Here is a 23,254-nt window from a genome sequence, read left to right on the forward strand (position 1 = left end):
CCTTGTGCTGGCGGGCTGCCGACTCGCGTATTGTCGTTCTTCCCCTTCCCGGCGACTTTGCGGCAGGAGCGCGTCAGTGTCGGAACCTCGGGTCAGACGGGCCGAGATCGCGATCGAACAGTCCCACGTGGACCGGGTGTACCGCCGGCTCGGCGAACTCCGGAGCCAGGCCGAGGACATGCGTGCGAAGGGCTACGAGATCGGCCACGGTGCGCAGCGGGAGGCCGTGTTCGAGCAGGCGTCGATGCTGTTCGAGCGGGACATGATGGTGTTCCACGCGAACCAGACGCTGCAGTCGCTGGACGCCGAGTACGAGGGCCTGGTGTTCGGCAGGCTGGACCACGCCGCCGCCGAACCCGTGTACGTGGGCAGGCTCGGCATCCGCGACTCCGACTTCGAGAACCTCGTCACCGACTGGCGCGCGCCGGCGGCTGCCGCGTTCTACCAGGCCACGGCCGAGGCTCCAATGGACGTCGTGCGGCGCCGGGTGATCCGGTGCTCCGGGCAGCAGGTGCTCGACGTCGACGACGACGTGCTGATGCCCGAGTCGGTGCCCGACGACATGCCGGTGGTCGGTGAGGGCGCGCTCATGGCCGCCCTCGGCCGGGCCCGGGGCGAGAAGATGCGCGACATCGTCGCCACCATCCAGAAGGAACAGGACGAGGTGATCCGTGCGCCGTGGCGCGGCGTCACGGAGATCACCGGCGGGCCCGGCACCGGGAAGACGGCCGTGGCGCTGCACCGTGCGGCGTATCTGCTGTACCGCTACCGCAGGCAACTGGGCGGTGCGGGCGTGCTCGTGGTCGGCCCTTCCGGGGTGTTCACGTCCTACATCTCGCGGGTGCTGCCGTCGATGGGTGAGACGAACGTCGAGCTGCGCGCGCTGGGCGAGGTCCTGGACGGGATGGAGGCCACCCGGCACGACCCCGCCCCGCTGGCCGCGGTCAAGGGATCGCTGCGGATGCGGAAGGTGCTGCTGAAGGCGGTGCGTGACACTCCCCCGGACGCTCCGACGGAACTGCGGATCGTCTACAAGGGCGAGGTCCTCAAGCTCGGCACCAAGGAACTGGACAAGGCGCGCAAGAAGGTGCATTCGGCGGGTGGACCGCCGAACCGGTCCCGGGTGCGGGCCGCGGAGACGCTGCTGGGACTGCTGGCTGACAAGGCCGAGCAGAACGCGGCCTCCGGTGGTCCGCAGCTCGACCGCGCCGACGTGATCCAGGATCTCGGCGAGCGCATCGACTTCCACCGGTTCCTGGTGACGTGGTGGCCGGTGCTGTATCCGGCCCAGGTGCTGCGGTGGCTGGGCGACGACGACCGCCTGGCGCGCGCGGCGAAGAACGTGCTCACGTCCGACGAGGTCGGGCTGCTGGCCGAATCGCTGCGCGGCGACGGCGACGACTGGACGGTCGCGGACGTGGCGCTGCTGGACGAGGTCCGCGTGCTGATCGGACCGCCGCCGAAGCGCAGGAAGCGCGCGCAGGACATCGAGCTGGACGCCGAGCAGACGCGCGATTCGGACGATCCGGCCCGGCTGCGCACGTCGCGCCCCGCGCACTACGACGAGTACTCGCACATCGTGGTCGACGAGTCGCAGGACCTGTCGCCGATGCAGTGGCGCATGCTCGGCAGGCGCGGGGGCCACGCGAGCTGGACGATCGTGGGCGACCCGGTGCAGAGCTCGTGGCCGGATCCCGTCGAGGCCGAGCAGGCCCGCACGCAGGCGTTCGGGGCGAAGACGAAGCACCGCCGGTACACGCTGCGCACGAACTACCGGAACTCGGCGGAGATCTTCGACCTGGCGGCCCGCGTGGTCGCAGGCCGCGCCGCCGACGACGAGGACCTGCCGAACGCGGTACGCACGACCGGTCTGGAACCGGAGGTCCGCACCACCGACGCGGCCTGCCGCGAGACGGCTGTGCACGCGGCGGTGAAGGAGCTGCTGGACGCGGTCGACGGGACGGTCGGCGTCATCTGTGCGATGGACCGCGTGCCCGAGGTGGAGCGCTGGCTGGCCGGGCAGTCGGAGGATCGGCTCAAGGTCGTCGGCAGTCTCGATTCGAAGGGTCTGGAGTACGACGCCGTCGCGCTGGTGGAACCGACCGAACTGATCACCGAGTCGCTCACCGGCAGGCGGGTGCTGTACGTGGCGCTCACCCGTGCGACGCAGCAGCTGACGATCCTCGCCTCGGACGACGACTGGCGCTGAGAACCGAGACACCGGGGCGCCGAGATTCTGGGACACGGGGGCGCCGATTCGCTGGGAAACGAGGCGTCGTGTCGAGGGGCGCCGATTCGCCCGTTTCGCCCGCGCCGCGCTGCCGAGGGCGCTAGGCTGCCCGCCTCACGACACGCGACCTTCCGGGGAGCACCATGAGCACGCCCCTGTTCGGCGGACAGGACGAGACCGACGACGAACGGCTCGCGCGGATCCTCGGCCCCGGCGCCCCTGCCGGCACGGCACCGCCCAGCGGTACGACGCCGCCCGACGGCACGATCTTCCCGCGCATGGTTCCCGCGGCGGTCGACCTCCACGAACTCGGCTGGGAGTACGCGACGTCGATGCTGCAAGGCACGTTGACGCTCTACGTGCACGACCTGCCGGACATGTATCGCTACCTGGGCAGCGACACGGTCGCGCGGTACGACCCTGAGGAGCTGTTCGATGCGGCGATGAGCAACCTGCGGGCCGCGCCGGTGGACGGTCCCGAACAGCTCGGTCACGACGTGTGGATGATGACCGGCGACCACGCGGGCGCGCTCGCATTGCTCCTACCGGAGGTGCTGTCGCAGTGCACCGGGCGGGACGAGTTCCGCCACGGTGCACTGATGGCGACCCCGGTCAACTCCGCGCTGCTCTACCACGTGCCGGCAGGTCCGGACCTCGCCGTCGCGCTGGAACAGCTCGCGGGCATGGCCGCCGACGCCTTCGCTCGGGACGAGCGGACCCGGGTCACGCCCGCGGTGTACTGGTGGGACGGCGGCGACCGGATCGAACAGGTCACCGACGTCGGCGGGGACGAGATCACCGTCCACCTCGACGGTCCGTTCGGCGAGCACTACGGGTATCTGACCGGCGGCTGAACCCCACCTCGGCCGTGATCGGAGCGACTCGCTCCTCGTCGCGAGGCGCGACCGGTCGGCGTTCCGGCTCGTCTGCTGCCCGGCGACCGTGCGGTCACGACCGGACCGGCCGACCGCCGGCACCGGGGCGACGAGGTGATCATCACCACGATGGCCCGCGATCGCGCCGACCGGAAGCGCTTCGGTGAACTCGTGGCTTCGCTCACACGGCCCGATTACTAGACCGAACCGGTTACGATGCGTTTTGGCGTGCGCTCGACGTGACCAGGCGTAACGGGGAGGGACCAATGGGTGAGCCGCTGAGCCACGATTGGGGTTCGGAGTACGACCGCCACCACGCGGCCGGTTACGACGAGTGGCTCCCCGGTGTCGGTGCCGAACCACAGCAGCAGTACCCATCGCAGGAGCCGCACCCGCCGCAGCAGCCCTACCCGCCGCAGCAGCCGTACCCAGCGCAGCACGCCGCCGACCCCGGTCACTCCACCGCCCGGCCCACCAGCACCAGCGGCCGCCACGCCCTCCCCGACCCAGACGACCCGCCGTATCCGGCCGACAGTGCACCGGACAGCACGGCGACTCCGCCGGAACCCGAACCCGCCCCGCCGCAGCCCGCCGACGACGGCGCCACCGACCCCGCGGTACGCGACACCGTCCAGCGCGCGCTCGCCGTGCACCGGCTGCTCAACGGCCAGACGCCACCGTCGCCGGACACGCTGCCCGCACTGCGCCGGATCCCCCTTCCCGACGTCGAGCCGCCCCGCACCGACCTGGTGAAGACGTTGGTCAAGCGCCGGTCCTGGGACGTGTTCGCCCACCGTGGCCTGGACCTCGCGGCGCTGAGCGGGTTGCTGCGGTTCGCCCTCGGCGTGCAGCGGTTCGAACCCGCCTACGGGTCCGAGCACCACCCGATGGGCATGGCTCCGAGCGGTGATGGTCTGGACCTGCTGCGGGCGTACGTCCTGATCCGTGGCACCGATATCCTCGAACCGGGCGTGTACCGCTACGAGGCCATCGCCCACGAGCTCACCCGCCTCACCACGGCGGATCCGGTGCGGCCGCTCCAGCAGGTGTACTGGCAGCCGGAGTTCGCCGCGGCACCGGTCACGATCGCGCTGACGACGCAGATGGACGTCGCGTTCCAGCGCAAACCGTTGCGGCACTACCGGACGATGCACGTCGACTCCGGTATCGCGGTGCAGAACGTGTACCTCATCGCCACGGCACTCGGCCTGGCCTGCTGTGCCGTGTCCGATTTCGACGACGCCAACCTGTCCCAGCTGCTCGGCGTTCCCGAATCGGAGATCCCGACGATGCTCGTCCCGGTCGGCCACCCGCCGGAATGACCCCGAACGCACCGACGCCCCGGGGCACCCCGGTCGCAACCGTCGGCACTGCCCGCGCGGAACGTGTCCGGCCGGCGGTGGCGGGAGCAACCAGGGTGCCCTCGGGGCTGTCGATTCGCCGGGGCCGCGTCAGCTGATGGTGATCGGCGTGTCCGGGTCGGTGACCTCGTAGACGGCCTCGAAGGTCAGTGCGTCACCCTCGTTGACCATTCCGAAGCACCCGCCGACGTTCCTGGCCTCGAGCGGCGCGACACCGTCCGGCAGCGCGACGTCCGGGGTCAGGGTGAGCTCGCCCGTGCCGTTGTCGTACCGGCCGGGCGCGTTGCCGACGGCCTCGAAACTGCAAGTGGAGGTCGAGACGCTGACGTTGACCTCGCCGACCCAACCGGTCGAGACGCCGGTTCCGCTGTCGAAGGCATCGATGTGCAGCTGGTACGGCTGGCCGTTCGGCGTCAACGACACGCTACCGAGCGGGCCGTTGCAGTCCTCGAAGCTCACCGACAGGTCGCCGATGGCCGCGGGCGTGGTGTGGTCTCCACTGGCGATCGTGCCGTCGGCGGCCGACGACGAGCAGGTCACCTCGGTGCCCGTGTCGCTGTCGGTGAAACGGACGTCGGAGGCCGTGGCGGCCACCGTTCCGTCCTCGTTCGGGTTGGTGACGGTGATGTCCTGCGCCGCCGATGCGGCCGGTGCCGCCGCGAGGGCGATCGCCGCCGACAGGGCCAGACCACTCATGATGCCCGGCATACGTGTACGCATCGAACTCCATCCTCCGTTGGGCGAAGACTCTTGGGGGAACAGACTCTTGGTGCGACAACTCGTGCAAGACCGGCCGATCTCGTGGCGATGACCCGGCGCGCCGGATCGCCTCATGCGACGCTAGGTCGGTCGGATCGGCCGAAACAAGACATTCGCACCGCGGCCCACTCAGCGCTCACCGGTGGCACAAACTTTTCCGGCCGCGTTGTCACCGGCTGACGAATCCGCTCCCGGTGCCGCCGGACGCATCGCCGCTGAGGCTGTACACGGCCATTTCGAGTTCGAACCGTCCCCTGGCGTCGCGGAGCCGCGGCCCGAACGCGTCCTCGATCCGCCGCATCCGATACCGGACCGTCTGCGGATGAAGTCCCAGCCGGTCGGCCATGGCATGAGCGTTGCCCTGTTCCTCGAGCCACGCGCGCAGTGTCTCGATCGTGCGTTCCCGCTGCCGGTCCGTGAGATCCGACAATGGTTCGAACAACCTTCGGCGCAGTTGGGCCGTGACGACGTCCGCGGTCTGCAGCAGCAGTTCGGGCAGACGCTCCTCCGCCCATACGACGACCTCCGACGGCGGGGCGCCGTCACCGGCGAGCGCCAGCACGCGCCGCGCGAGCCGCAACGAGTCCACAGCGGCGAACGGCTCGACCGGCACGCCGACGCCGACGGGCCCGCAGACCAGCGACGCCTGCAACCGCGCCGCCTCGTCGGCCGTCACGGCGCCGGGGGCGAGCAGGAACGGACTGGTGCCGGTCAGATCCGCCAGCATGTCGCAGGGCACCTCTCCCGACGACGGCCACACCGGAGGGCACAACGCGATCGCGGTGACCGTGTCGGGCACGGGCCAGCGGGCGAGCCGGGCCAGATCCTCGATGTCGTCCCGGGCGACGGGGCGCCCACAGACCAGCAATCGGACCAGCCGTCGCCGCGCCGCCGTCACCGGATCGGCCGGTTCCGACTCCGCCTCCCGGTAGCCGTCGAGCGCCACGGACGAGAGCTCGTCCATCAACGCCAGCATCCGGTCGGCCAGCTGCGACATGACCGCCGACGAGAAGCCGCTGCGCCTGCCGAGAAGCATGATCCGCCGCCACGCCACCCGTACCCCGATGCGGTAGGCGCGCTGCAGCGTGTCCAGGCTGCGGCCCTCGTGCAGTTCCTGCCTGCCGATCCTGCGGTGCACCTCGTGGCCGTCCAGTGCGGCGGAACCGCGTGGGTTCGTCGGCGTCGCGGACACCGCGGCGGGGTCACCGAGCCGGTCGACGAACAGCGCGATCGCCTGTCGCACACCTTCGGTCATCCACCGGCCGTAGGGGCCGTCGAACGAGCCCTGGTACTCGGGGATCGCCGCGCGGATCGCCGCGGTGATCTCACCGGCGACATCCTCCAGTTCGGGACGCATGATCCCGCCGATGCCCCGCAACAGGCCGGACTCCGACGCTTCTCGTGCACGGTGAGCACTCACGGGCAGTGACAACTCCCTTCCCCACAGTCATTGGAGGGACGAAGCGAGCACACCACACGAAACAGCGGGGCGGAAGACCGGCACTGGCGGAGGCACCACGGCACTCACCCGGGCAGCCCAGTACGACCGGTGGGTCGGGCAGGCGCGGGGACCAGCTGCCCGGCCACACATCTGCCCCGGGTCGCACATCTCGCCCCCGGGGTCACCACGCCACGCCGGGGCGGGGCGGGGCGGGGCTTCCTGCCGGGCAGGCGCGCGCTTTCCGTGTCAGCGACCGGGTTCCAGGGCCCTGCCGAGCGCTTCGAGGACGGGCACGAGCCGCCGCAGCGACACCGGGTCGGTGGTGGCGCACTCGGTCAGCGAGGCGCCGACCACTCGGCCCTGCGATGCGGCGTCGATGGCCGCGACGAGCCCGTCGACCGTGAGCCCACCCGGTTCGCGGTACCGCGTGCCGTCGAACGCGGCGGGGTCGAGGACGTCCAGGTCGACATGGAGATATACCGGCCCATCCGCCACGGCGTCGCGCACCGCGGCCGGTTCGGCCGGCGGCGGAACGTGCCGCACGAGACCCTCGGCCACGGCGCGGCGTTCCTCCGGATCGAACACCCGCGTGCCGACGAGCACCGCACGCCCACGCTCGACGGCAGGACTGGCGTCGAAGTCCCGGTCGACGGCGTCTGCGGCCGGGGCGTCGGCACCGGAGTGCCGGCCGGGCGGCGCGCTACGACGCTCCATCCGACCACACAGCGCACTCAGCACCATACCGTGGAACGCCCCGGACGGCGTGCTGTCGGCCGTGTTGCAATCCGCATGCGCGTCGAACCACGCGACCGTCAGCTCCGGACCGTAGCGGTGACGCGCGAATCCCACCGGGACCAGATCAACGCCGCAGTCCCCGCCCACGGTCAGCACCGGCCCGCCGGGACCCAATGCAGCCAACACGGCGTCCCGGTTGCGTACCAACGCATTCCGGTGTCCGACACCATCCACAGTGGCCGTGGCGTCCGCAACCACGGGCACCCCGCGAACCTCGGCGCCGAGGACCTCCCCTGCCAACGCCGCGAGAGCGCGACATCCCGCGGGGAGCCGCCGTGCCGCGTCGTCGGAGAGAGCACCCTGCCATTGCGGTATCGCCTGAATCGTCACCGGGGGCACGGTACTCGTCAGCCGCACCGCACGCGGGTGACCTCGGCCGCCCGGCCGCCGCGACCGGGCGTTCGTGATGTACGTCGCCGGCCGAACCGACCGGGCTCCTCGACAACGGTCGCCCGCGGCCTGCTGCAGCCCGCGGGCGACCGGCGCCACCGGTGCGTCACCGAGCTCGACGACACCCTCGCCGCACTCGGGTGACGCACCGGCCGGCGGTCACTCCAGGACGATCAGCAGGTCGCCGCCCTCGACCTGCTGCACCGTGGTGATGGCGAGCCGTCGCACCGTGCCGCCCGTGGGAGCGGTGATGGCGGCCTCCATCTTCATCGCCTCGATGGTCGCCACCGTGTCGCCCGCCTCGATCGAGTCGCCCTCGCCGACCTGCAGCGTGACGACGCCCGCGAACGGCGCCGCGACCTGGTTCGGATCGCGACTGTCGGCCTTCTCCGCCACGGGCACGTCCGTGGCCACGGACCGGTCGCGCACCGGGATCGGCCGCATCTGACCGTTCAGTGTGGACATCACGGTGCGCATGCCGCGTTGGTCGGCCTCACCGATCGCCTCGAGTGCGATGAACAGCCGCACTCCCGGCTCGAGGTCCACCGTGTACTCCTCCCCCGGCCGCAGGCCGTAGAAGAAGTCCTTGCTCGGCAGCACACTCGTGTCGCCGTACGCGTCGCGGTGGGCGTCGAACTCCTTGGTGGGGCCGGCGAACAGCAGCCGGTTCAGCGTGGCCCGCCGATCCGTGTCGAGCGCCTTCCGGTCCTCTTCGGACAACGTCGATTCGGGCTTGGCCTCGGCACGCCCCTGAAGGGCCTTCGTACGGAACGGCTCGGGCCAGCCGCCCGGCGGGTCGCCGAGCTCGCCGCGCAGGAATCCGACGACGGAGTCGGGGATGTCGAACTTGCCGGGATCGGCCTCGAACTCGGCCGGTGCCACGCCCGCACCCACGAGGTGCAGCGCCAGGTCACCGACCACCTTGGACGAGGGCGTGACCTTGACGATGTGACCGAGCATCCGGTCAGCCGCGGCGTACATCGCCTCGACCTCTTCGAACCGGTCGCCCAGTCCGAGCGCCTTCGCCTGCGTGCGCAGGTTGGACAGCTGACCGCCGGGGATCTCGTGGTCGTAGACCCGGCCGGTCGGCGAGGCCAGCCCCGCCTCGAACGGGGCGTAGATCTTCCGCACCGTCTCCCAGTACGGCTCGAGATCGCCGACCGCCCGCAGGTCCAGCCCGGTCGGCCGGTCGGAGTGATCGGTCGCGGCGACGATGGCCGAGAGCGACGGTTGCGACGTGGTGCCCGCCATCGACGCGACCGCCCCGTCCACCGCGTCGGCTCCCGCACGGATCGCGGCCAGGTACGTGGCGAGCTGACCGCCCGCGGTGTCGTGGGTGTGGATGTGCACCGGCAGGTCGAACTCCCGGCGCAGCGCCGTGACGAGCTTCTCGGCTGCGGGGGCACGCAGCAGGCCCGCCATGTCCTTGATCGCCAGGACGTGCGCGCCCGCCTCGACGATCTGTTCGGCCAGTCGCAGGTAGTAGTCCAGTGTGTACAGTTTCTCGCCCGGCTCGGACAGGTCCGAGGTGTAGCACAACGCCACCTCGGCCACCGACTTCCCGCTCGCCCGCACGGCGTCGATCGCGGGCCGCATCTGCGATACGTCGTTGAGCGCGTCGAAGATGCGGAAGATGTCGATGCCGGTCGCCGTGGCCTCCTCGACGAACGCGTCGGTGACCTCGGTGGGGTACGGCGTGTAGCCGACGGTGTTGCGCCCCCGCAACAACATCTGCAGGCACACGTTCGGCATCGCCTCCCGCAACAGCGCGAGACGTTCCCACGGGTCCTCGGCCAGGAACCGCAACGCGACGTCGTAGGTCGCGCCGCCCCAACACTCCACCGACAGCAGCTGCGGCATCGTGTGGGCCACGGCGGGTGCGATGGCCGTCAGGTCCTTCGTGCGCACACGCGTGGCCAGCAGCGACTGGTGGGCGTCACGGAACGTCGTGTCGGTGACACCGACCGTGCCGGAGGTGCGCATCCACTGCGCGAAACCCTCGGGACCGAGCTCGGTGAGCTTCTGCTTCGACCCCGCGGGCGGCGCACCGGACGGCAGCGCCGGGATCTTCTCCTCCGGGTCGACCAGCCGCGGCCGCTCGCCGTGCGGTTTGTTGACCGTGACGTCGGCGAGATAGGTCAGCAGCCGGGTGCCGCGGTCGGCCGAGTGGCGCGCGGTGAGCAGATGCGGCCGCTCCTCGATGAACGCCGTGGTGACCCGTCCCGCCTGGAAATCCGGATCGTCGAGCACGGCCTGCAGGAACGGGATGTTCGTCGCGACACCGCGGATGCGGAACTCGGCGAGCGCGCGCCGGGCACGGCCCACCGCCGTGTCGAACGTCCGCCCGCGGCAGGTCAGCTTGACCAGCATCGAATCGAAATGCGCACTGATCTCCGTACCGGAGAAAGCCGTACCGCCGTCGAGGCGGATACCGGACCCACCCGGCGAACGGTAGGCGCTGATCATGCCGGTGTCGGGACGGAACCCGTTGGCCGGATCCTCGGTGGTGATCCGGCACTGCATCGCCGCGCCGCGCAGGTAGATCGCCTCCTGCGACAGCCCGAGATCGGCCAGGCTCGCCCCCGAGGCGATGCGCAGCTGCGACTGCACCAGGTCGACGTCGGTGACCTCCTCGGTCACCGTGTGCTCCACCTGGATCCGCGGGTTCATCTCGATGAAGACGTGGTTGCCGCTGCGGTCGACAAGGAACTCGACGGTGCCCGCGTTGCGGTAGCCCATCTGCCGGGCGAGCTTCACGGCATCGGCGCAGATCCGCTCGCGCAGGTCCGGGTCGAGGTTCGGCGCCGGCGCCAGCTCGACGACCTTCTGGTGCCTGCGCTGCACCGAACAATCGCGCTCGTAGAGGTGGATGACGTTGCCCTGGCCGTCGGCGAGGACCTGCACCTCGATGTGCCGCGGCTCGACGACGGCCTGTTCGAGGAACACCGTCGCGTCACCGAACGCCGATTCCGCCTCGCGGGAGGCAGCCTCGATGGCCTCCCGCAGCTGCGCCGGATCCTCGACCCGCCGCATGCCGCGCCCGCCACCGCCGGCGACGGCCTTGACGAACACCGGGAACGTCAGCTGCTCAGCGGCGGCGACCAGCTCGTCGACGTCGGCCGACGGGGCCGACGAGCCGAGCACCGGCACCCCGGCCTCGCGGGCGGCCGCGACGGCGCGGGCCTTGTTGCCGGTCAGTTCGAGGGTCTCGGCGTCCGGGCCGACGAACGTGATGCCGGCTTCCTCGCACGCGCGCGCGAGGTCGGGGTTCTCGGACAAGAAGCCGTACCCCGGGTAGACGGCATCCGCGCCGGCGCGCTGCGCGGCGCGGACGACCTCGTCCACCGACAGGTAGGCCCGCACCGGATGTCCCGGTTCGCCGATCTCGTAGGCCTCGTCGGCCTTCAGTCGGTGCAGCGAGTTGCGGTCCTCGCGCGGAAACACGGCCACGGTTCCCGCACCCAGTTCATAGGCAGCGCGGAACGCGCGGATGGCGATCTCGCCCCGGTTGGCGACGAGCACTTTGCGGAACATTCCCGGTCCTTCCGTCCCTCGGATCGGTCGCGGGGCACGTTACCCGCTACCTCCCGTCTCGTGGGAGCTCCTTCCCACGGATCGGGAACACAGGGTGCCCCAAAGGCAAACGCAGGGTTCCCCGAAGGGCACTTCGGGGTGCCCGGTGCCCCAAAGGTGCGCTTCAGGGCACCGGGCACCGGGCACCGGGCACCGGGCACCGGGCACCGGGCACCGGGCACCGGGCACCGGGCACCGGGCACCGGGGTGAGGCTAGGACTTCTCCAGGTACTCGGCCCGCTCGGAATCGATGACCTCGGCGACCATCCGCGCGAGACCGGGACTGCCCGCCAGTTCCGGATCGGCACCCACGACCTGCTGCGCGACGGTGCGTGCCCGCGCGATCACGTCCTCGTCGTCCAGCAGCGACAGCAGTTTGAGCGCCGACTTCGTCCCCGACTGCGCCGCACCGAGGATGTCGCCCTCCCTGCGCAGCTCCAGATCCAGCTTCGACAGCTCGAACCCGTCGGTCGTCGACTCCACCGCGGCCAGCCGCTGCCGCGTGCTCGTGCCGTCCGGCATCTCCGTCACGAGCAGGCACAGTCCCGGCTCCGAGCCACGGCCGACGCGTCCGCGTAGCTGGTGCAGCTGACTCACGCCGAACCGCTCCGCGTCCATGATCGCCATGACGGTCGCGTTGGGCACGTTCACGCCGACCTCGACGACCGTCGTGGCGACGAGGACGTCGACCTCCCCGGCGGCGAACGCGCGCATCACCGCGTCCTTGTCCTCCGTCGGCTGCCTGCCGTGCAGCACGCCGATCCGCAGGCCGTGCAGTGGACCCTGTTCGAGCATCGGCACGAGGTCGAGCACGGCGATCGGCGGGCGGCGGTCACCCGTGTCGCCCGGCGGTTCGTCACCGATCCGCGGGCACACGACGTACGCCTGCCTGCCCTTGCCGACCTCCTCGGTGATCCGCTGCCACGCCCGGTCCAGCCACGACGGCTTCTCCGCGACCGGCACGACGGTCGTGGCGATCGGTGACCGGCCCGACGGCAGCTGACGCAGCGCCGAGGTCTCCAGATCGCCGTAGACCGTCATCGCCACCGTCCGCGGGATCGGCGTCGCCGTCATGACCAGCACGTGCGGACTGGTGCCGTCCGCACCGCGCGTGCGCAGCGCGTCCCGCTGTTCGACACCGAAGCGGTGCTGTTCGTCGACGACGGCCAGCGCCAGATCGGCGAACGTCACGTGGTCCTGGATCAGCGCGTGTGTGCCGACGACGATGCCCGCCTCGCCCGAGGCCGCCTCGAGCAGCGCGTGTTTGCGTTCCTTCGCGCTCATCGATCCGGTCAGCAGCGTCACCTTCGTCGCGGGATCGGCCGCACCGAGCTCGCCCGCCTTGCCGAGATCACCGAGCAGCTCCCGCAACGACCGCTCGTGCTGGGCGGCCAGGACCTCCGTCGGCGCCAGCATCGCCGCCTGCCTGCCCGCGTCGATGACCTGCAACATCGCCCGCAGCGCCACGATCGTCTTGCCACTGCCGACCTCGCCCTGCAGCAACCGGTTCATCGGATGCGCCGTCGCCAGGTCGGCCGCGACCGCCTCCCCGACCTCGCGTTGCCCCTCGGTGAGTTCGAACGGCAACCGCTCGTCGAACGCCGCCGCGATACCGTCGTCGATCCTCGGGCAGGCCGGCGCCGGATCGCTCACCTCGGACTGTCTGCGCTGGGCGAAGATCAACTGGATCGACAGCGCCTCGTCCCATTTGAGGCGCTCTCGCGCGGAATCGAGTTCCTCCTGACTCTCCGGGCGGTGGATCCGGCGCAGCGCCGTGTCGAGGTCGGTGAGGCCGTGCTCGGCGCACAACACCTCGGGCAGCGGATCGTCGACCGGATCGAGCGTGTCGAGCACCTGCCGCACCGCCCGCGAGACCGCCCACGACGTGATGCCCGCCGCCGCCGGGTACACGGGGATGATCTGCTTGACGAAGCTGTCCACCGTGGACGAGCTGTCGTCGTCATCGTCGAACAGTTCGTATTCCGGATTGGACAGCTGCAGGTTGCTGCGGAACGCCGACACCTTGCCCGCGAACAGACCGCTCCTGCCGGGTCGCAGCTCCTTCTCCCGCCATTCCTGACCGAAGAAGGCACACGACATGCGGCGGCTGCCGTCGGTGAGCACGACCTCGAGGATCTGTCCCCTGCGGTTCTTCATCGGGCGCCGCTTGGTCGATTCGATCCGCGCCAGCACCGTGGCGTACTCGCCGAGTTCGAGACCGACGATGTCGGTGAGCTCGCCGCGGCGCGCGTACCGGCGCGGGTAGTGCCGCAGCAGATCGGCGACCGTGTGCAGGTCCAGCGACGCGGCGAGCGCCTTCGCCGTCTTGGCACCCAGCACACCGGAAAGCCTGTCGGCCATCGTCGTCATGTCACTCGCCTGCCCGCGTCGCCCTGTCCTCGCACGTCCGTGCCGCTGCCCGGTTCACACTGGCCCGGTTCACACGGCGCCGCTTCACACTGGCCCGGTTCACGCTGCGCCGGTTCATTCGACGCCCATCAACAGCACCGCATCGGACTGCCCACCGTAGTAGCACACCAGTTCGACCTCCGGATGGCCGACGCGCAGATGCTCCGACAGCACGTCCTCGACATCTGGCGGCGAGCCGGCGCCGGTCAGGACCGTGACCAGTTCCCCACCGACCGCCAGCATCCGCTCCAGCACCTCGACGGCCGCCTCGGTCACGTCGCCCGACTCGCCGATACGCACGACCTCGCCGTCGACGAGCCCGAGCACGTCACCGGCACGCACCTGGCCGACCCACGTGAGCGCGTCCTCGCCCGCGATCACGATGTCGCCGCGCCGGGTGGCAGCGGCGGCCTCGGCCATCGCGACGACGTCGGCACCGGCCCTGCGTTCCGGATCGTGCACCGCCAGCGCCGCCAGCGCCTGCGTCGGCGAGGCGCACGGCACGACGACGACCTCACGCTCGGCCAGCACGGGATGACTCGCCGCGCGTTCGGCGACCGCCGTGAGGTCCACCCCGCCGGGCACGACCGTCACGTGTTCCGCGGCCGTCTCCCCGATGAGGCCGAGCAACTCCTCCGTCGTCGGCTCCGCTCCCGCGGCGACCGCCAGCACCGGCACGCCTTCCGCGCCGACCAGCTCGGCCACGCCTTCCCCGCGGAGCACGGCGACGACGGCACGGTCGGCGGCCGTGCTCTCCGGCGGTGCCGGCGTCATGAGTGGTTCGACCCGCACCCGGTGCGGTCTGCCGTGCCGCAGCCCGGCCTCGAGCGCCGCCCCGATGTCGTCGCAGTGGACGTGCACGGCGTGGTTGCCCGCCCCGTCGCCTGCGACCGTGACGCTGTCGCCCAGTTCGGCCAGATCCCGGCGCAGGGCGGCGAGCGCGGCGTCCTCGGCGGCGGGGTCGAGGTCGGAGAGCAGGTACATCACCTCCCACGCCTGCGGCGCGGGCAGCGCCGCCGTGGCGGCCACCGGACGATCCGGTGCGACGGCCGTCTCGCCCGCGACGACCGCGGCGAGCGCGTCCAGCACGGCCACCAGCCCGCGGCCTCCCGCGTCGACCACGCCCGCGGCCGCCAGGGCGGCGAGCTGGCGCGGGGTTTCCGCCAGCGCCTCGGCCGCGGTCCGCGCAGCGGTGCGGGCCACGTCCTCGAGCGTGCCGGCGCCATCCGCCGCGACGGCGTGGGCGCGGGTTTGGACGGCGTGAGAGTGGGCGGCGTGCGGGTGGGTGCCGTAGCCGTAGGCGGCGTGCGGGCGGGCGGCGTCTCCTGCGGCGCCGCCGGCGGTGAGGTTGCCGCCGTCGTCGGGATTGCCGCCGTCGGGTCCGGCCACCGCGATACCGACGGCGTGCAGCACGCTGAGCATCGTCCCCGCCACGGGCCGGGCGACCGCGCCGGTGGCGCGCGCATCGGCGTGCTGCAGGGCGACGGCGAGGCCCCGGCCGTCCAGCACCGCGGCGTCGCCCGCTGACTCGGCGAACCCGCGCAGGACCTGTGACAGGATCACCCCGGAGTTGCCGCGCGCCGACGCGACGGCCCCTTCGGCCAGTGCGCGCAGCGCCTCGCCCGCATGCGCGACCTCGGGGCGTCCTTCCAGCGCGGCGCGGGCGGCCGTGACGGTGTGCAGCAGGTTGGAACCGGTGTCGGAATCGGCGACCGGGTAGACGTTGATGCCGTTGATGTCGGCGCGCAGCTCCTCGAGGCTCCGTACGCAGGCGCCCGCCCACGCGCGCACGGCTGCCGCGTCCAGGGAGTGCACCGCTTGTCCTCCTGCAGGGAAAAGGTGGGTTCGACGCGAGCGTATCGACCCGGATGGAGCGGCGGAGACCGCACCGGCTACCCTGTTCGAGATGCCCGGCATTCCCGGGCGGATTGTGTTTACCTACTTTCTCGAGGAGTGTTCGACGTGGCTGCCGTGTGCGACGTCTGTGGCAAGGGGCCGGGCTTCGGCAAGTCGGTCTCGCACTCTCACCGGAAGACCAACCGCCGGTGGAACCCGAACATCCAGACCGTGCACGCAAAGCTCGGGCTTTCCCAGAAGAAGCGTATGAACGTGTGCACTTCCTGCCTGAAGGCCGGCAAGGTCGTTCGGGGCTGACGCCTCAGAATCCGAAGCTCTCGAAGCCCCGGGGATCGATCGATCCCCGGGGCTTCGTGCTGTGCGCAACCCACTTCGCGCGTGTTCTGCACTCAACACCGCGTGTTCTGCACTCAACACCGCGTGTCCTGCACTCAACACCGCGTGTCCTGCACTCGGCACCGCGTGTTCTGCGCTCAACACCGCGAGCCCTGCACTCGGCACCGCGAGCCCTGCGCCGGCGCGTCACCCACCCCCACCGACGCGCCGCCGCACGGCTGCCTCTTCGCGCACCCTCCACTCGTGCCGCGACAGTCGACACCTCGTCGCCGGCACTCGTGGGTCGCCGGCGCTCGTGGCACCGCGGCCCGTCAGCGGAGCGAGTCGACGACCAGCGCGGCGGCCAACGATCCGTAGACGGTTGCGGCGAGCCGCTCGAACGCCGTACGCACGCGCGGACTGCCCAGGACCCGATCCCGGACCGCGCCAGCGAGCTGCCCCGTGACGAGGTCGACAGCCAGGCCGATCACCTGCAGGAGCACGCCGAGCAGGAGCAGCTGCAGCGTCGGGTCGCCCCCGGTCTCGCCCAGGAACTGTGGCAGGAACGCGGTGAAGAACAGCAGGATCTTGGGGTTCGACAGGTTCACCAGGAATCCGCGCCGGAACGCCCGCGGTTGCGGCGGCTCGTCGACCGCGACCGGGCCGCCCGCCGAACGCCACGTCGTCCACGCCAGATAGCCGAGATACACGGCTCCACACAGCTGGATCACGTCGCCGACCTGCGGCATCGCAGCCAGGAGCGCGCCGAGACCGAGCGCCGTCAGCACGACGTACACACTCACGCCCGCGGTGATGCCGAACGCCGCCCGCGCTGCCGCACGCCGCCCGTCGCGCAGACCGGTGGCGACCATGAACGCCATGTCGGGCCCGGGCACGACCATCAGCACCACGACCGCACCCAGGAACGCGGGCAGCACACCGACGTCGATGTAACCCGAAAACATACTTTATATGGTTACACAGATCGTGTAACCATATAAAGCGCCGCAACGAGTTAGTGTTGCAGGATGCCGGATGTGCCTGTGCTCGACATGCACGACGTGGTCGAGTTCGTGAACGAGTACGCCGACGCGGCCCGCGACGCCGCGGGCGAGCAGCACACCGCCTACCCCGACGCCGCGGAGCTGCTGACCTGGACCGGACCTCTGCCCGACGTCGACGGCCTCGTGGCCGCGGCCAACGCGATCCACCCGGTGTTCGCCGCCGGCACCTCCGCCCGCGAACGCCTCAACGACCGGTTGCGCGACCTGCGGCCGACGCCCGTGGCCGCGGTCGACGGGCTGCGCTGGACCGTGGACCACCCCACCGACACGCTGTCCGCCGCGCTCGCCACCACCGTGTTGGCGTGGCTTCTGCGGCATGGGCCGGACCGGCTCGGCACCTGCCGGGGCGCGAACTGCGTCGACGTCTACGCCGACGCCTCTCCCGCGGGCCGCCGCCGGTTCTGCTCGACGACCTGTCTCAACCGGCACAAGGTCGCCGCCCACCGGCGTCGCGCCGCAGGCACCGACTGATCCCCGGCCCCGAGGACGCGCACCCCGGGCCCACCGATGCACCCACGGCCCCGACGGGCTCAGCGGCTCACCCGCGGGGCGGCGGTAGGGACACGCGCGGGCGCAACACACGCCCCTCGACTCACAACTCGGGCCCCACAACACACAACACGACAGCCGCGAACGCAGAACACACGGTGCCGAACGCAGAACACGCGGTGCCGAACGCAGAACACGCGGTGCCGAACGCAGAACACGCGGTGCCGAACGCAGAACACGCGGTGCCGAACGCAGAACACGCGGTGCCGAACGCAGAACACACGGTGCCGAACGCAGAACACGCGGTGCCGAACGCAGAACACACGGTGCCGAACGCAGAACACGCGGTGCCGAACGCAGGACACGCGGTGCTGAGTGCAGAACACGCGCGGGGACGCAGTCGCGCGACAGCGCGGTGTTGGGGCGGTGGTGGGGCGACGGGCGGGCTCAGGACACGCGGCGGGAATCGTTACGGGAGGCGCCAGTCGACCGGCTCGCCACCCTGAGCCTGGAGCAGTTCGTTGGCGCGGCTGAACGGGCGCGAGCCGAAGAAGCCGTTGTGGGCCGACAGCGGGCTGGGATGTACGGACTCGACGCACCGCTCGGCCCCGATGATCGGCTTGAGCTTGCGCGCGTTGCTGCCCCACAAGATCGCCACGAGCGGCTGGTCGCGGGCGGCGAGCGCGCGGATGGCCTGCTCGGTCACCTGCTCCCAGCCTTTGCCCTGGTGCGAGTTCGGCTTGCCGGGCTGCACCGTGAGCGACCTGTTCAGCAGCAGCACGCCCTGCCGGGTCCACGGCGTCAGGTCGCCGTTGGACGGCATCGGATGCCCGAGATCCTCGCAGTACTCCTTGTAGATGTTGACGAGACTCTTCGGCAGCGGCCGCACGTCCGGGGCCACGGCGAAGCACAGGCCGATCGGGTGCCCCGGCGTCGGATACGGGTCCTGGCCGACGATCAGCACGCGCACGTCGGCCAGCGGCTGTTGGAACGCCCGCAGGATGTGTTCGCCCGCGGGCAGGTAGGTCCGTCCCGCGGCGATCTCGGCGCGCAGGAACTCCCCCATCGCGGCGATCGTGTCCGCCACCGGTTCGAGGGCCTCGGCCCAGCCCGTTTCGACGACATCGGCCAGCCCATGTCCGGAAGTACCCGTGGAAGTCACGGCCCGGACTCTAGCGCGCCGGTGAGTCCGCCCTGACAGTCAGTCGAGCCTGCGTAGCTCCGCCCGATACCGCTTCGCGCGCTCGACGTAACCGTCGACGATGCGCGCGATCGCGTCGGCGCCCAGTGACGTGTTCTCCCGCGTCTTGGCGGGCACACCGAGCGCGATGTGCCCGGACGGCACATGCCCGCGGTACGACACCACGGCGCCCGCGCCGACCACGCCACCGTCCTCGACGACCGTGCCGTTGAGGACCACGGAGCCGGACGCGAGCAGACAACCCGTGCCGATCGTCGCGCCTTCGACGTGGACGTTGTGCCCGATCGCCGACCCCGGCCCGAGGATCGTCGGCTGCCCCTTGGCGACGTGGACGATGCACCCGTCCTGGATGTTGGAGCGCACGCCGACCTCGATGCGGTCGTTGTCGGCGCGCAGCACGGTCTGCGGCCAGATCGACGCCTCGGCACCGATGCGCACGTCGCCGATCAGGGTCGCGTCCGGATGCACCCACGCGTCGGGATGGATGTCCGGTTCGAGGTCGCCGAGCGCGTAGATCGCCATCCGCGTTACTCCAGTTCCTTGGCCATGCAGACGCTGAGCTCGTCCTGGGCGTACACGCCGAACTTCTCGATCTCGTGATAGCCCGACGAACGGTACAACGCGATGGCCTCGGGCTGTTTGTGCCCGGTTTCGAGGACGATGCGGCCGCAGCCGTGCTCGGCGGCGGTGCGCTCGAGCGCGGCGAGCATCACGCGGGCGTGACCACGGCCTCGCTCACCGTCGACGACGAACATGCGCTTGATCTCGGCGTCGCCCGCGCGCAGCGAACCGTCGTCGGTGGCGTGGGCGCGCCAGCCGCCGCAGGCGACCGGCACCTCGTCGCGGTAGCCGACGAGGAAGATCCCCTGCGGCGGCGCGAACTCCGCCGGGTCGACGGGTGTGACGTCGGGGTCGCCGTAGCGGCTGACGTACTCCTGCTGCACGAGGTCGATCAGTTTGGTCGAGTCGGGGTGGTCGAAGGCGAGCACATGAATGTCCACGCCGTCCATGTAACCCGATTCAGCGCCAGTGTTCCCAGCCGATATCGCCGTCGTAGGGCTTGCCGTCGACGGTGACGCCGGTGTCGGGCATCAGCACCGTGCCGATCTGCCGCCAGCCCTGGGGAAGGTCGACGAACGACGGGAACGTCGCCACGAGTGCGTGATCCTCCCCACCGGTGAGCACCCACCGCATCGGATCCGCCCCGAGCGCGTTCGCCACATCGACGAGCTTGCGGTCCACCTCGAGCGACTCGGAGGCGATGTCGATGCCGACGTCGGATTCCTCGGCGAGATGCCCGAGATCGGCGAGGAGCCCGTCGGAGACGTCGATCATCGCCGTGGCGCCCGCGTCGGCGGCCGCGGGACCCGCGGTGTAGGGCGGTTCCGGCGCACGCTGTGCGTTGACCACTCCGACCGGCGACCGGAATCCGCGGCCCAGTACGGCGAGACCGGCGGCCGCCCATCCCAGCCTGCCGCACACCGCGACGATGTGTCCCGGCCGCGCCCCCGAACGCGTCACCGGAGCGCGCCCGCCGAGGTCACCGAGCGCGGTGACACTGACCACCAGCTGGTCGGCGCGCACGACGTCGCCGCCCACGATGCCCGCGCCCACCCGCGCGGCCTCCGCGGTCAAGCCGTCGGAGATGCCGGTCGCGACGGCGGCGTCGGTGTCGGCGGGACAACCGAAGCCGACCACCAGTGACGTCGGCGTCGCCCCCATCGCGGCGATGTCGGCCAGGTTCACCGCAGCCGCCTTGTGACCGACCTGCTCGGGACTGGACCAGTCGAGGCGGAAGTGCACCCCCTGCACGAGAACGTCCGTGCTGATCACCACACGCCCGTCCGGTGCAGCCACCACGGCCGCGTCGTCGCCGGGCCCGATGACGGTGCCCGCCGGCAGCTGCTGCCTGCCGGTGACGTCGCGGATCAGCCCGAACTCGCCGACGTCGGCGACCGTGCCACCGGCACCGTCACCCGCTCGGCCGCCCGGGTCTCTGCCGCTGTCCCTGCCCTCCACACAACACCTCCGGTGCCCCACCTGCGGTACGTTGCAGCGACGTTACCTATCTTGGGCCCACGGGGGCCGAAACGGACGAAGGGACGCGCCGTGGTGCACGCATACATCCTCATCCAGACCGAGGTCGGCAAGGCCGCGTCGGTGGCCGCCGCGATCGCCGAACTGCCCGGAGTGGCCAGCTCCGAGGACGTCACCGGCCCGTACGACGTCATCGTCCGCGCGGAGGCCGACAACGTCGACGATCTCGGCCAGCTCGTCGTCGCCAACGTGCAGAACGTCGACGGCATCACCCGCACCCTGACCTGCCCGGTGGTGCACCTGCCGCAGTGACGGGCTCCGCCCGCGGCGGGAATCGCCGCAGGGCCTGCCGGGACCGACCGACGCCGAGGACCGATACGACCGCATGACCGACAGCTCCGACACGCCCGACCGGGACAGCCGATCCGGCGAGACCGCCGATCCGGCAGACACGACGGACACGAACGGCTCGGCAGACACGAACGGCTCTGCCGACTCGGCGGACGCGGCCGGTTCGGTAGACGGGGCCGACACGACGGACGCGGCCGGTTCGGCGGGCACTGCGAATCAGGCGGATACGCCCGACCCCGTGGACACGACCGGCTCGTCCGGCGCGGCAGGGACCGCGCCGGAGGCATCCGCGTCCGCCGCCGATACCGCTGCCACCGACACAGGGGCGCCGCCGCGGAAGCTGATCATCGCAGCGGCCGGGCTCGCCGTGGCACTGGCGGCGGGTGTCGGTGCCATCGGCCTGTTCGGCCGGGACACCGGGACCGACCCGGCCGGTGGTGCGCAGGCCGATGCGGACGCCACCGGCCCGGCCGGTCCGCTGCCGCTCGTGTCGATTCCCGCACCGGAGTCCGACAGCGACGCGTGCCGGCGCATGCTGGAGGCCGTTCCTGACCGGCTGACGTCGTCGGGCGAACAGTTGCAGCGACGCGAGCTCGCCGAGCCCGCACCACCCGCGACCGCGGCCTGGGGCCAGGACAGTCCGGTGGTGCTGCGCTGCGGCCTGGACCGGCCGCCGGAACTGAAGCGCACGTCCACACTGCGGCAGATCAACGGGGTGCAGTGGCTGCACGTGCCGGACGAGGCCGGCCCGAGTGCCACCTGGTACGTCGTCGACCGGCCCGTCTTCCTGGCGCTCACCGTGCCGGAGGGAACGGGGACCGGCCCATTGCAACGCATCTCGGACCTGGCCGACGAGACGATGAAGCAGGTCTCACCCACGTTCTGACGGCGACCGGCCCTACCTGCTGACGACCACCGGCTCTGTCCGACGGCCGGAGACACCGGGCCACGCAGGCCGGCGAACCGGTGCCCCGCGACGGAACGGCCCCGCGACGGAACGGGTCAGCGCAAGCCGGTACCGCGGGCGATCGCCGTGTCGACCAAAGTGGACAACAGCGTCGGATAGTCGACGCCCGTGACGGACCACATCTTCGGGTAGGCGGACGTCGTGGTGAACCCCGGCATCGTGTTGACCTCGTTGATGACGAGCTCGCCGCCGTCGGTGACGAAGAAGTCGACGCGGGCCAGTCCCTGGCAGTCCAGCGCACGGAACGCCTCGACCGCACACGCGCGCAGGCGTTCGGTCACGTCGTCGCCGAGTTTGGCGGGGATGTCCAGTTCGGCGTCCTCGCCGAGATACTTGGTCTCGAAGTCGTACCAGGCGTCGGCGTCGTCGGCGAGCACGCGGATCTCCGCGGGCAGCGACGCCTCGACGCGGCCGTCGGGGAACTCGAGCACGCCGCACTCGACCTCGCGACCGGTGATCCCCGCCTCGATGAGCACCTTCGGGTCGGTCTCGCGTGCCAGCGCGATCGCGTCGGAAAGCTGTGACCAGTCGGTCACGCGCGTGATACCGACCGACGAGCCCGCCCGCGCCGGCTTGACGAACACCGGCAGGCCCAGGCGTTCACGCTCGGAGTCGTCGAGGGTGGACTGTCCACGGCGGACCGTCGCGTACGGACCGACGGGCAGCCCCTCGGCGACGAGCAGCTTCTTCGCGAACTCCTTGTCCATCGCCGCAGCGCTGGCCAGTACGCCCGCACCGATGTAAGGAATGTCGGCCATCTCCAGCAGCCCCTGGATGGTGCCGTCCTCGCCGAAGGCGCCGTGCAGCACGGGGAACACGACGTCCACCTCGGACAGCACCTCGGCCTCCCTGCCGGGTTCGAGGCTCACGACGCTCTTGCTCGTCGGATCGCCCGCCAGCACGAGCGCGCGGCCGTCGTCGACCGACGGCAGTTCGCGCCCGCGGATCTCGAGGGCCTTGGGGTCGTCGGTACCCAGTACCCAACCACCCGCCGGGGTGATGCCGACGGGCACGACCTCGAACCGTTCCGGGTCGAGGTTGTCCAGCACGCAGCCTGCGGACACGCAGGAAATCGTGTGCTCACTGCTGCGGCCGCCGAACACCACGGCCACGCGCGTCTTGCGGCTACTCATGACCGGC

19 protein-coding genes are annotated in these 23,254 nt (G+C 71.1%); 7 read left to right on the forward strand and 12 right to left on the reverse strand.

The annotated features are described in order from the left end of the window. Window positions 1-76 precede the first annotated feature (76 nt). From FB384_RS01770 to FB384_RS27250, 3 genes are all read left to right on the forward strand, one after another. On the forward strand, window positions 77-2,209 hold the full coding sequence (locus tag FB384_RS01770; protein ID WP_183778536.1) for a HelD family protein: 2,133 nt from the start codon (window positions 77-79) through the stop codon (window positions 2,207-2,209). Window positions 2,210-2,373: 164 nt separating this feature from the next. Beyond that, window positions 2,374-3,084 carry a hypothetical protein gene (locus FB384_RS01775; protein WP_183778537.1) on the forward strand — a complete coding sequence of 237 codons (711 nt, stop codon included), beginning with the start codon at window positions 2,374-2,376 and terminating at the stop codon, window positions 3,082-3,084. A gap of 287 nt (window positions 3,085-3,371) precedes the next feature. After that, window positions 3,372-4,427, forward strand: a complete 1,056-nt coding sequence (locus tag FB384_RS27250) for a SagB/ThcOx family dehydrogenase (protein ID WP_221212608.1) — start codon at window positions 3,372-3,374, stop codon at window positions 4,425-4,427. Window positions 4,428-4,556: 129 nt separating this feature from the next. Here the strand turns inward: FB384_RS27250 and FB384_RS01785 are convergent, their stop codons facing one another. The 6 genes from FB384_RS01785 to FB384_RS01810 all read right to left on the reverse strand — a co-directional run bounded on the left by FB384_RS01785 (window position 4,557) and on the right by FB384_RS01810 (window position 15,648). Continuing rightward, window positions 4,557-5,186 (reverse strand): hypothetical protein, encoded by a 630-nt coding sequence (locus FB384_RS01785; RefSeq protein WP_183778538.1) that lies wholly within the window; start codon window positions 5,184-5,186, stop codon window positions 4,557-4,559. Between the two features lie 208 nt (window positions 5,187-5,394). Continuing rightward, entirely contained in the window at window positions 5,395-6,645 is a 1,251-nt protein-coding gene (locus FB384_RS01790; RefSeq protein WP_183778539.1) for a PucR family transcriptional regulator, read from the reverse strand. A 267-nt stretch (window positions 6,646-6,912) separates the two neighbouring features. Next, entirely contained in the window at window positions 6,913-7,791 is an 879-nt protein-coding gene (locus FB384_RS01795) for an arginase family protein (RefSeq protein ID WP_183778540.1), read from the reverse strand. A gap of 219 nt (window positions 7,792-8,010) precedes the next feature. Beyond that, window positions 8,011-11,385 carry a pyruvate carboxylase gene (locus FB384_RS01800; RefSeq protein WP_183778541.1) on the reverse strand — a complete coding sequence of 1,125 codons (3,375 nt, stop codon included), beginning with the start codon at window positions 11,383-11,385 and terminating at the stop codon, window positions 8,011-8,013. Window positions 11,386-11,637: 252 nt separating this feature from the next. Beyond that, window positions 11,638-13,794: an ATP-dependent DNA helicase RecG gene (gene recG, locus FB384_RS01805; RefSeq protein ID WP_183778543.1), complete on the reverse strand. Its 2,157-nt coding sequence runs from the start codon at window positions 13,792-13,794 to the stop codon at window positions 11,638-11,640. A 114-nt stretch (window positions 13,795-13,908) separates the two neighbouring features. Then, window positions 13,909-15,648: a DAK2 domain-containing protein gene (locus FB384_RS01810; RefSeq protein WP_323985093.1), complete on the reverse strand. Its 1,740-nt coding sequence runs from the start codon at window positions 15,646-15,648 to the stop codon at window positions 13,909-13,911. Between the two features lie 147 nt (window positions 15,649-15,795). Here FB384_RS01810 and rpmB point away from each other — a divergent pair, with 147 nt between their 5' ends. After that, window positions 15,796-15,987, forward strand: coding sequence for a 50S ribosomal protein L28 (rpmB, locus tag FB384_RS01815; protein WP_075846683.1), 192 nt, complete (start codon window positions 15,796-15,798; stop codon window positions 15,985-15,987). Window positions 15,988-16,337: 350 nt separating this feature from the next. On the opposite strand, the gene FB384_RS01820 is transcribed toward rpmB, so the two are convergent. Beyond that, window positions 16,338-16,970 (reverse strand): LysE family translocator, encoded by a 633-nt coding sequence (locus tag FB384_RS01820; protein WP_183778547.1) that lies wholly within the window; start codon window positions 16,968-16,970, stop codon window positions 16,338-16,340. Window positions 16,971-17,033: 63 nt separating this feature from the next. On the opposite strand from FB384_RS01820, the gene FB384_RS01825 reads away from it, so the two are divergent. Next, complete coding sequence (locus FB384_RS01825; protein ID WP_183778549.1) at window positions 17,034-17,540, forward strand: CGNR zinc finger domain-containing protein; 507 nt, start codon at window positions 17,034-17,036, stop codon at window positions 17,538-17,540. Window positions 17,541-18,027: 487 nt separating this feature from the next. Here the strand turns inward: FB384_RS01825 and FB384_RS01830 are convergent, their stop codons facing one another. Genes FB384_RS01830 through FB384_RS01845 form a run of 4 tightly spaced genes read right to left on the reverse strand, consistent with a single transcriptional unit; the run spans window position 18,028 to window position 20,778 of the window. Beyond that, entirely contained in the window at window positions 18,028-18,720 is a 693-nt protein-coding gene (locus tag FB384_RS01830; RefSeq protein ID WP_372497690.1) for a uracil-DNA glycosylase, read from the reverse strand. Window positions 18,721-18,759: 39 nt separating this feature from the next. Next, window positions 18,760-19,281 (reverse strand): gamma carbonic anhydrase family protein, encoded by a 522-nt coding sequence (locus tag FB384_RS01835; protein WP_183778551.1) that lies wholly within the window; start codon window positions 19,279-19,281, stop codon window positions 18,760-18,762. Between the two features lie 5 nt (window positions 19,282-19,286). Further along, window positions 19,287-19,769 (reverse strand): GNAT family N-acetyltransferase, encoded by a 483-nt coding sequence (locus FB384_RS01840; RefSeq protein ID WP_221212609.1) that lies wholly within the window; start codon window positions 19,767-19,769, stop codon window positions 19,287-19,289. Window positions 19,770-19,779: 10 nt separating this feature from the next. Then, the gene (locus FB384_RS01845) at window positions 19,780-20,778 is read right to left on the reverse strand and encodes a thiamine-phosphate kinase (protein ID WP_183778555.1); all 999 of its coding nucleotides are present in this window, start codon (window positions 20,776-20,778) and stop codon (window positions 19,780-19,782) included. A 90-nt stretch (window positions 20,779-20,868) separates the two neighbouring features. Between FB384_RS01845 and FB384_RS01850 the strand changes: the two genes are divergently transcribed. Together FB384_RS01850 and FB384_RS26665 are read left to right on the forward strand one after the other, a co-directional pair. Further along, complete coding sequence (locus tag FB384_RS01850) at window positions 20,869-21,108, forward strand: Lrp/AsnC ligand binding domain-containing protein (RefSeq protein ID WP_183778557.1); 240 nt, start codon at window positions 20,869-20,871, stop codon at window positions 21,106-21,108. Between the two features lie 385 nt (window positions 21,109-21,493). Then, window positions 21,494-22,033, forward strand: a complete 540-nt coding sequence (locus FB384_RS26665) for a DUF3515 domain-containing protein (protein WP_323985281.1) — start codon at window positions 21,494-21,496, stop codon at window positions 22,031-22,033. A 116-nt stretch (window positions 22,034-22,149) separates the two neighbouring features. On the opposite strand, the gene FB384_RS01860 is transcribed toward FB384_RS26665, so the two are convergent. After that, window positions 22,150-23,247 (reverse strand): D-alanine--D-alanine ligase family protein, encoded by a 1,098-nt coding sequence (locus FB384_RS01860; RefSeq protein ID WP_183778559.1) that lies wholly within the window; start codon window positions 23,245-23,247, stop codon window positions 22,150-22,152. Between the last annotated feature and the right edge of the window lie 7 nt (window positions 23,248-23,254).

Source organism: Prauserella sediminis (assembly GCF_014195435.1).
GTDB classification, from domain to species: domain Bacteria; phylum Actinomycetota; class Actinomycetes; order Mycobacteriales; family Pseudonocardiaceae; genus Prauserella; species Prauserella salsuginis.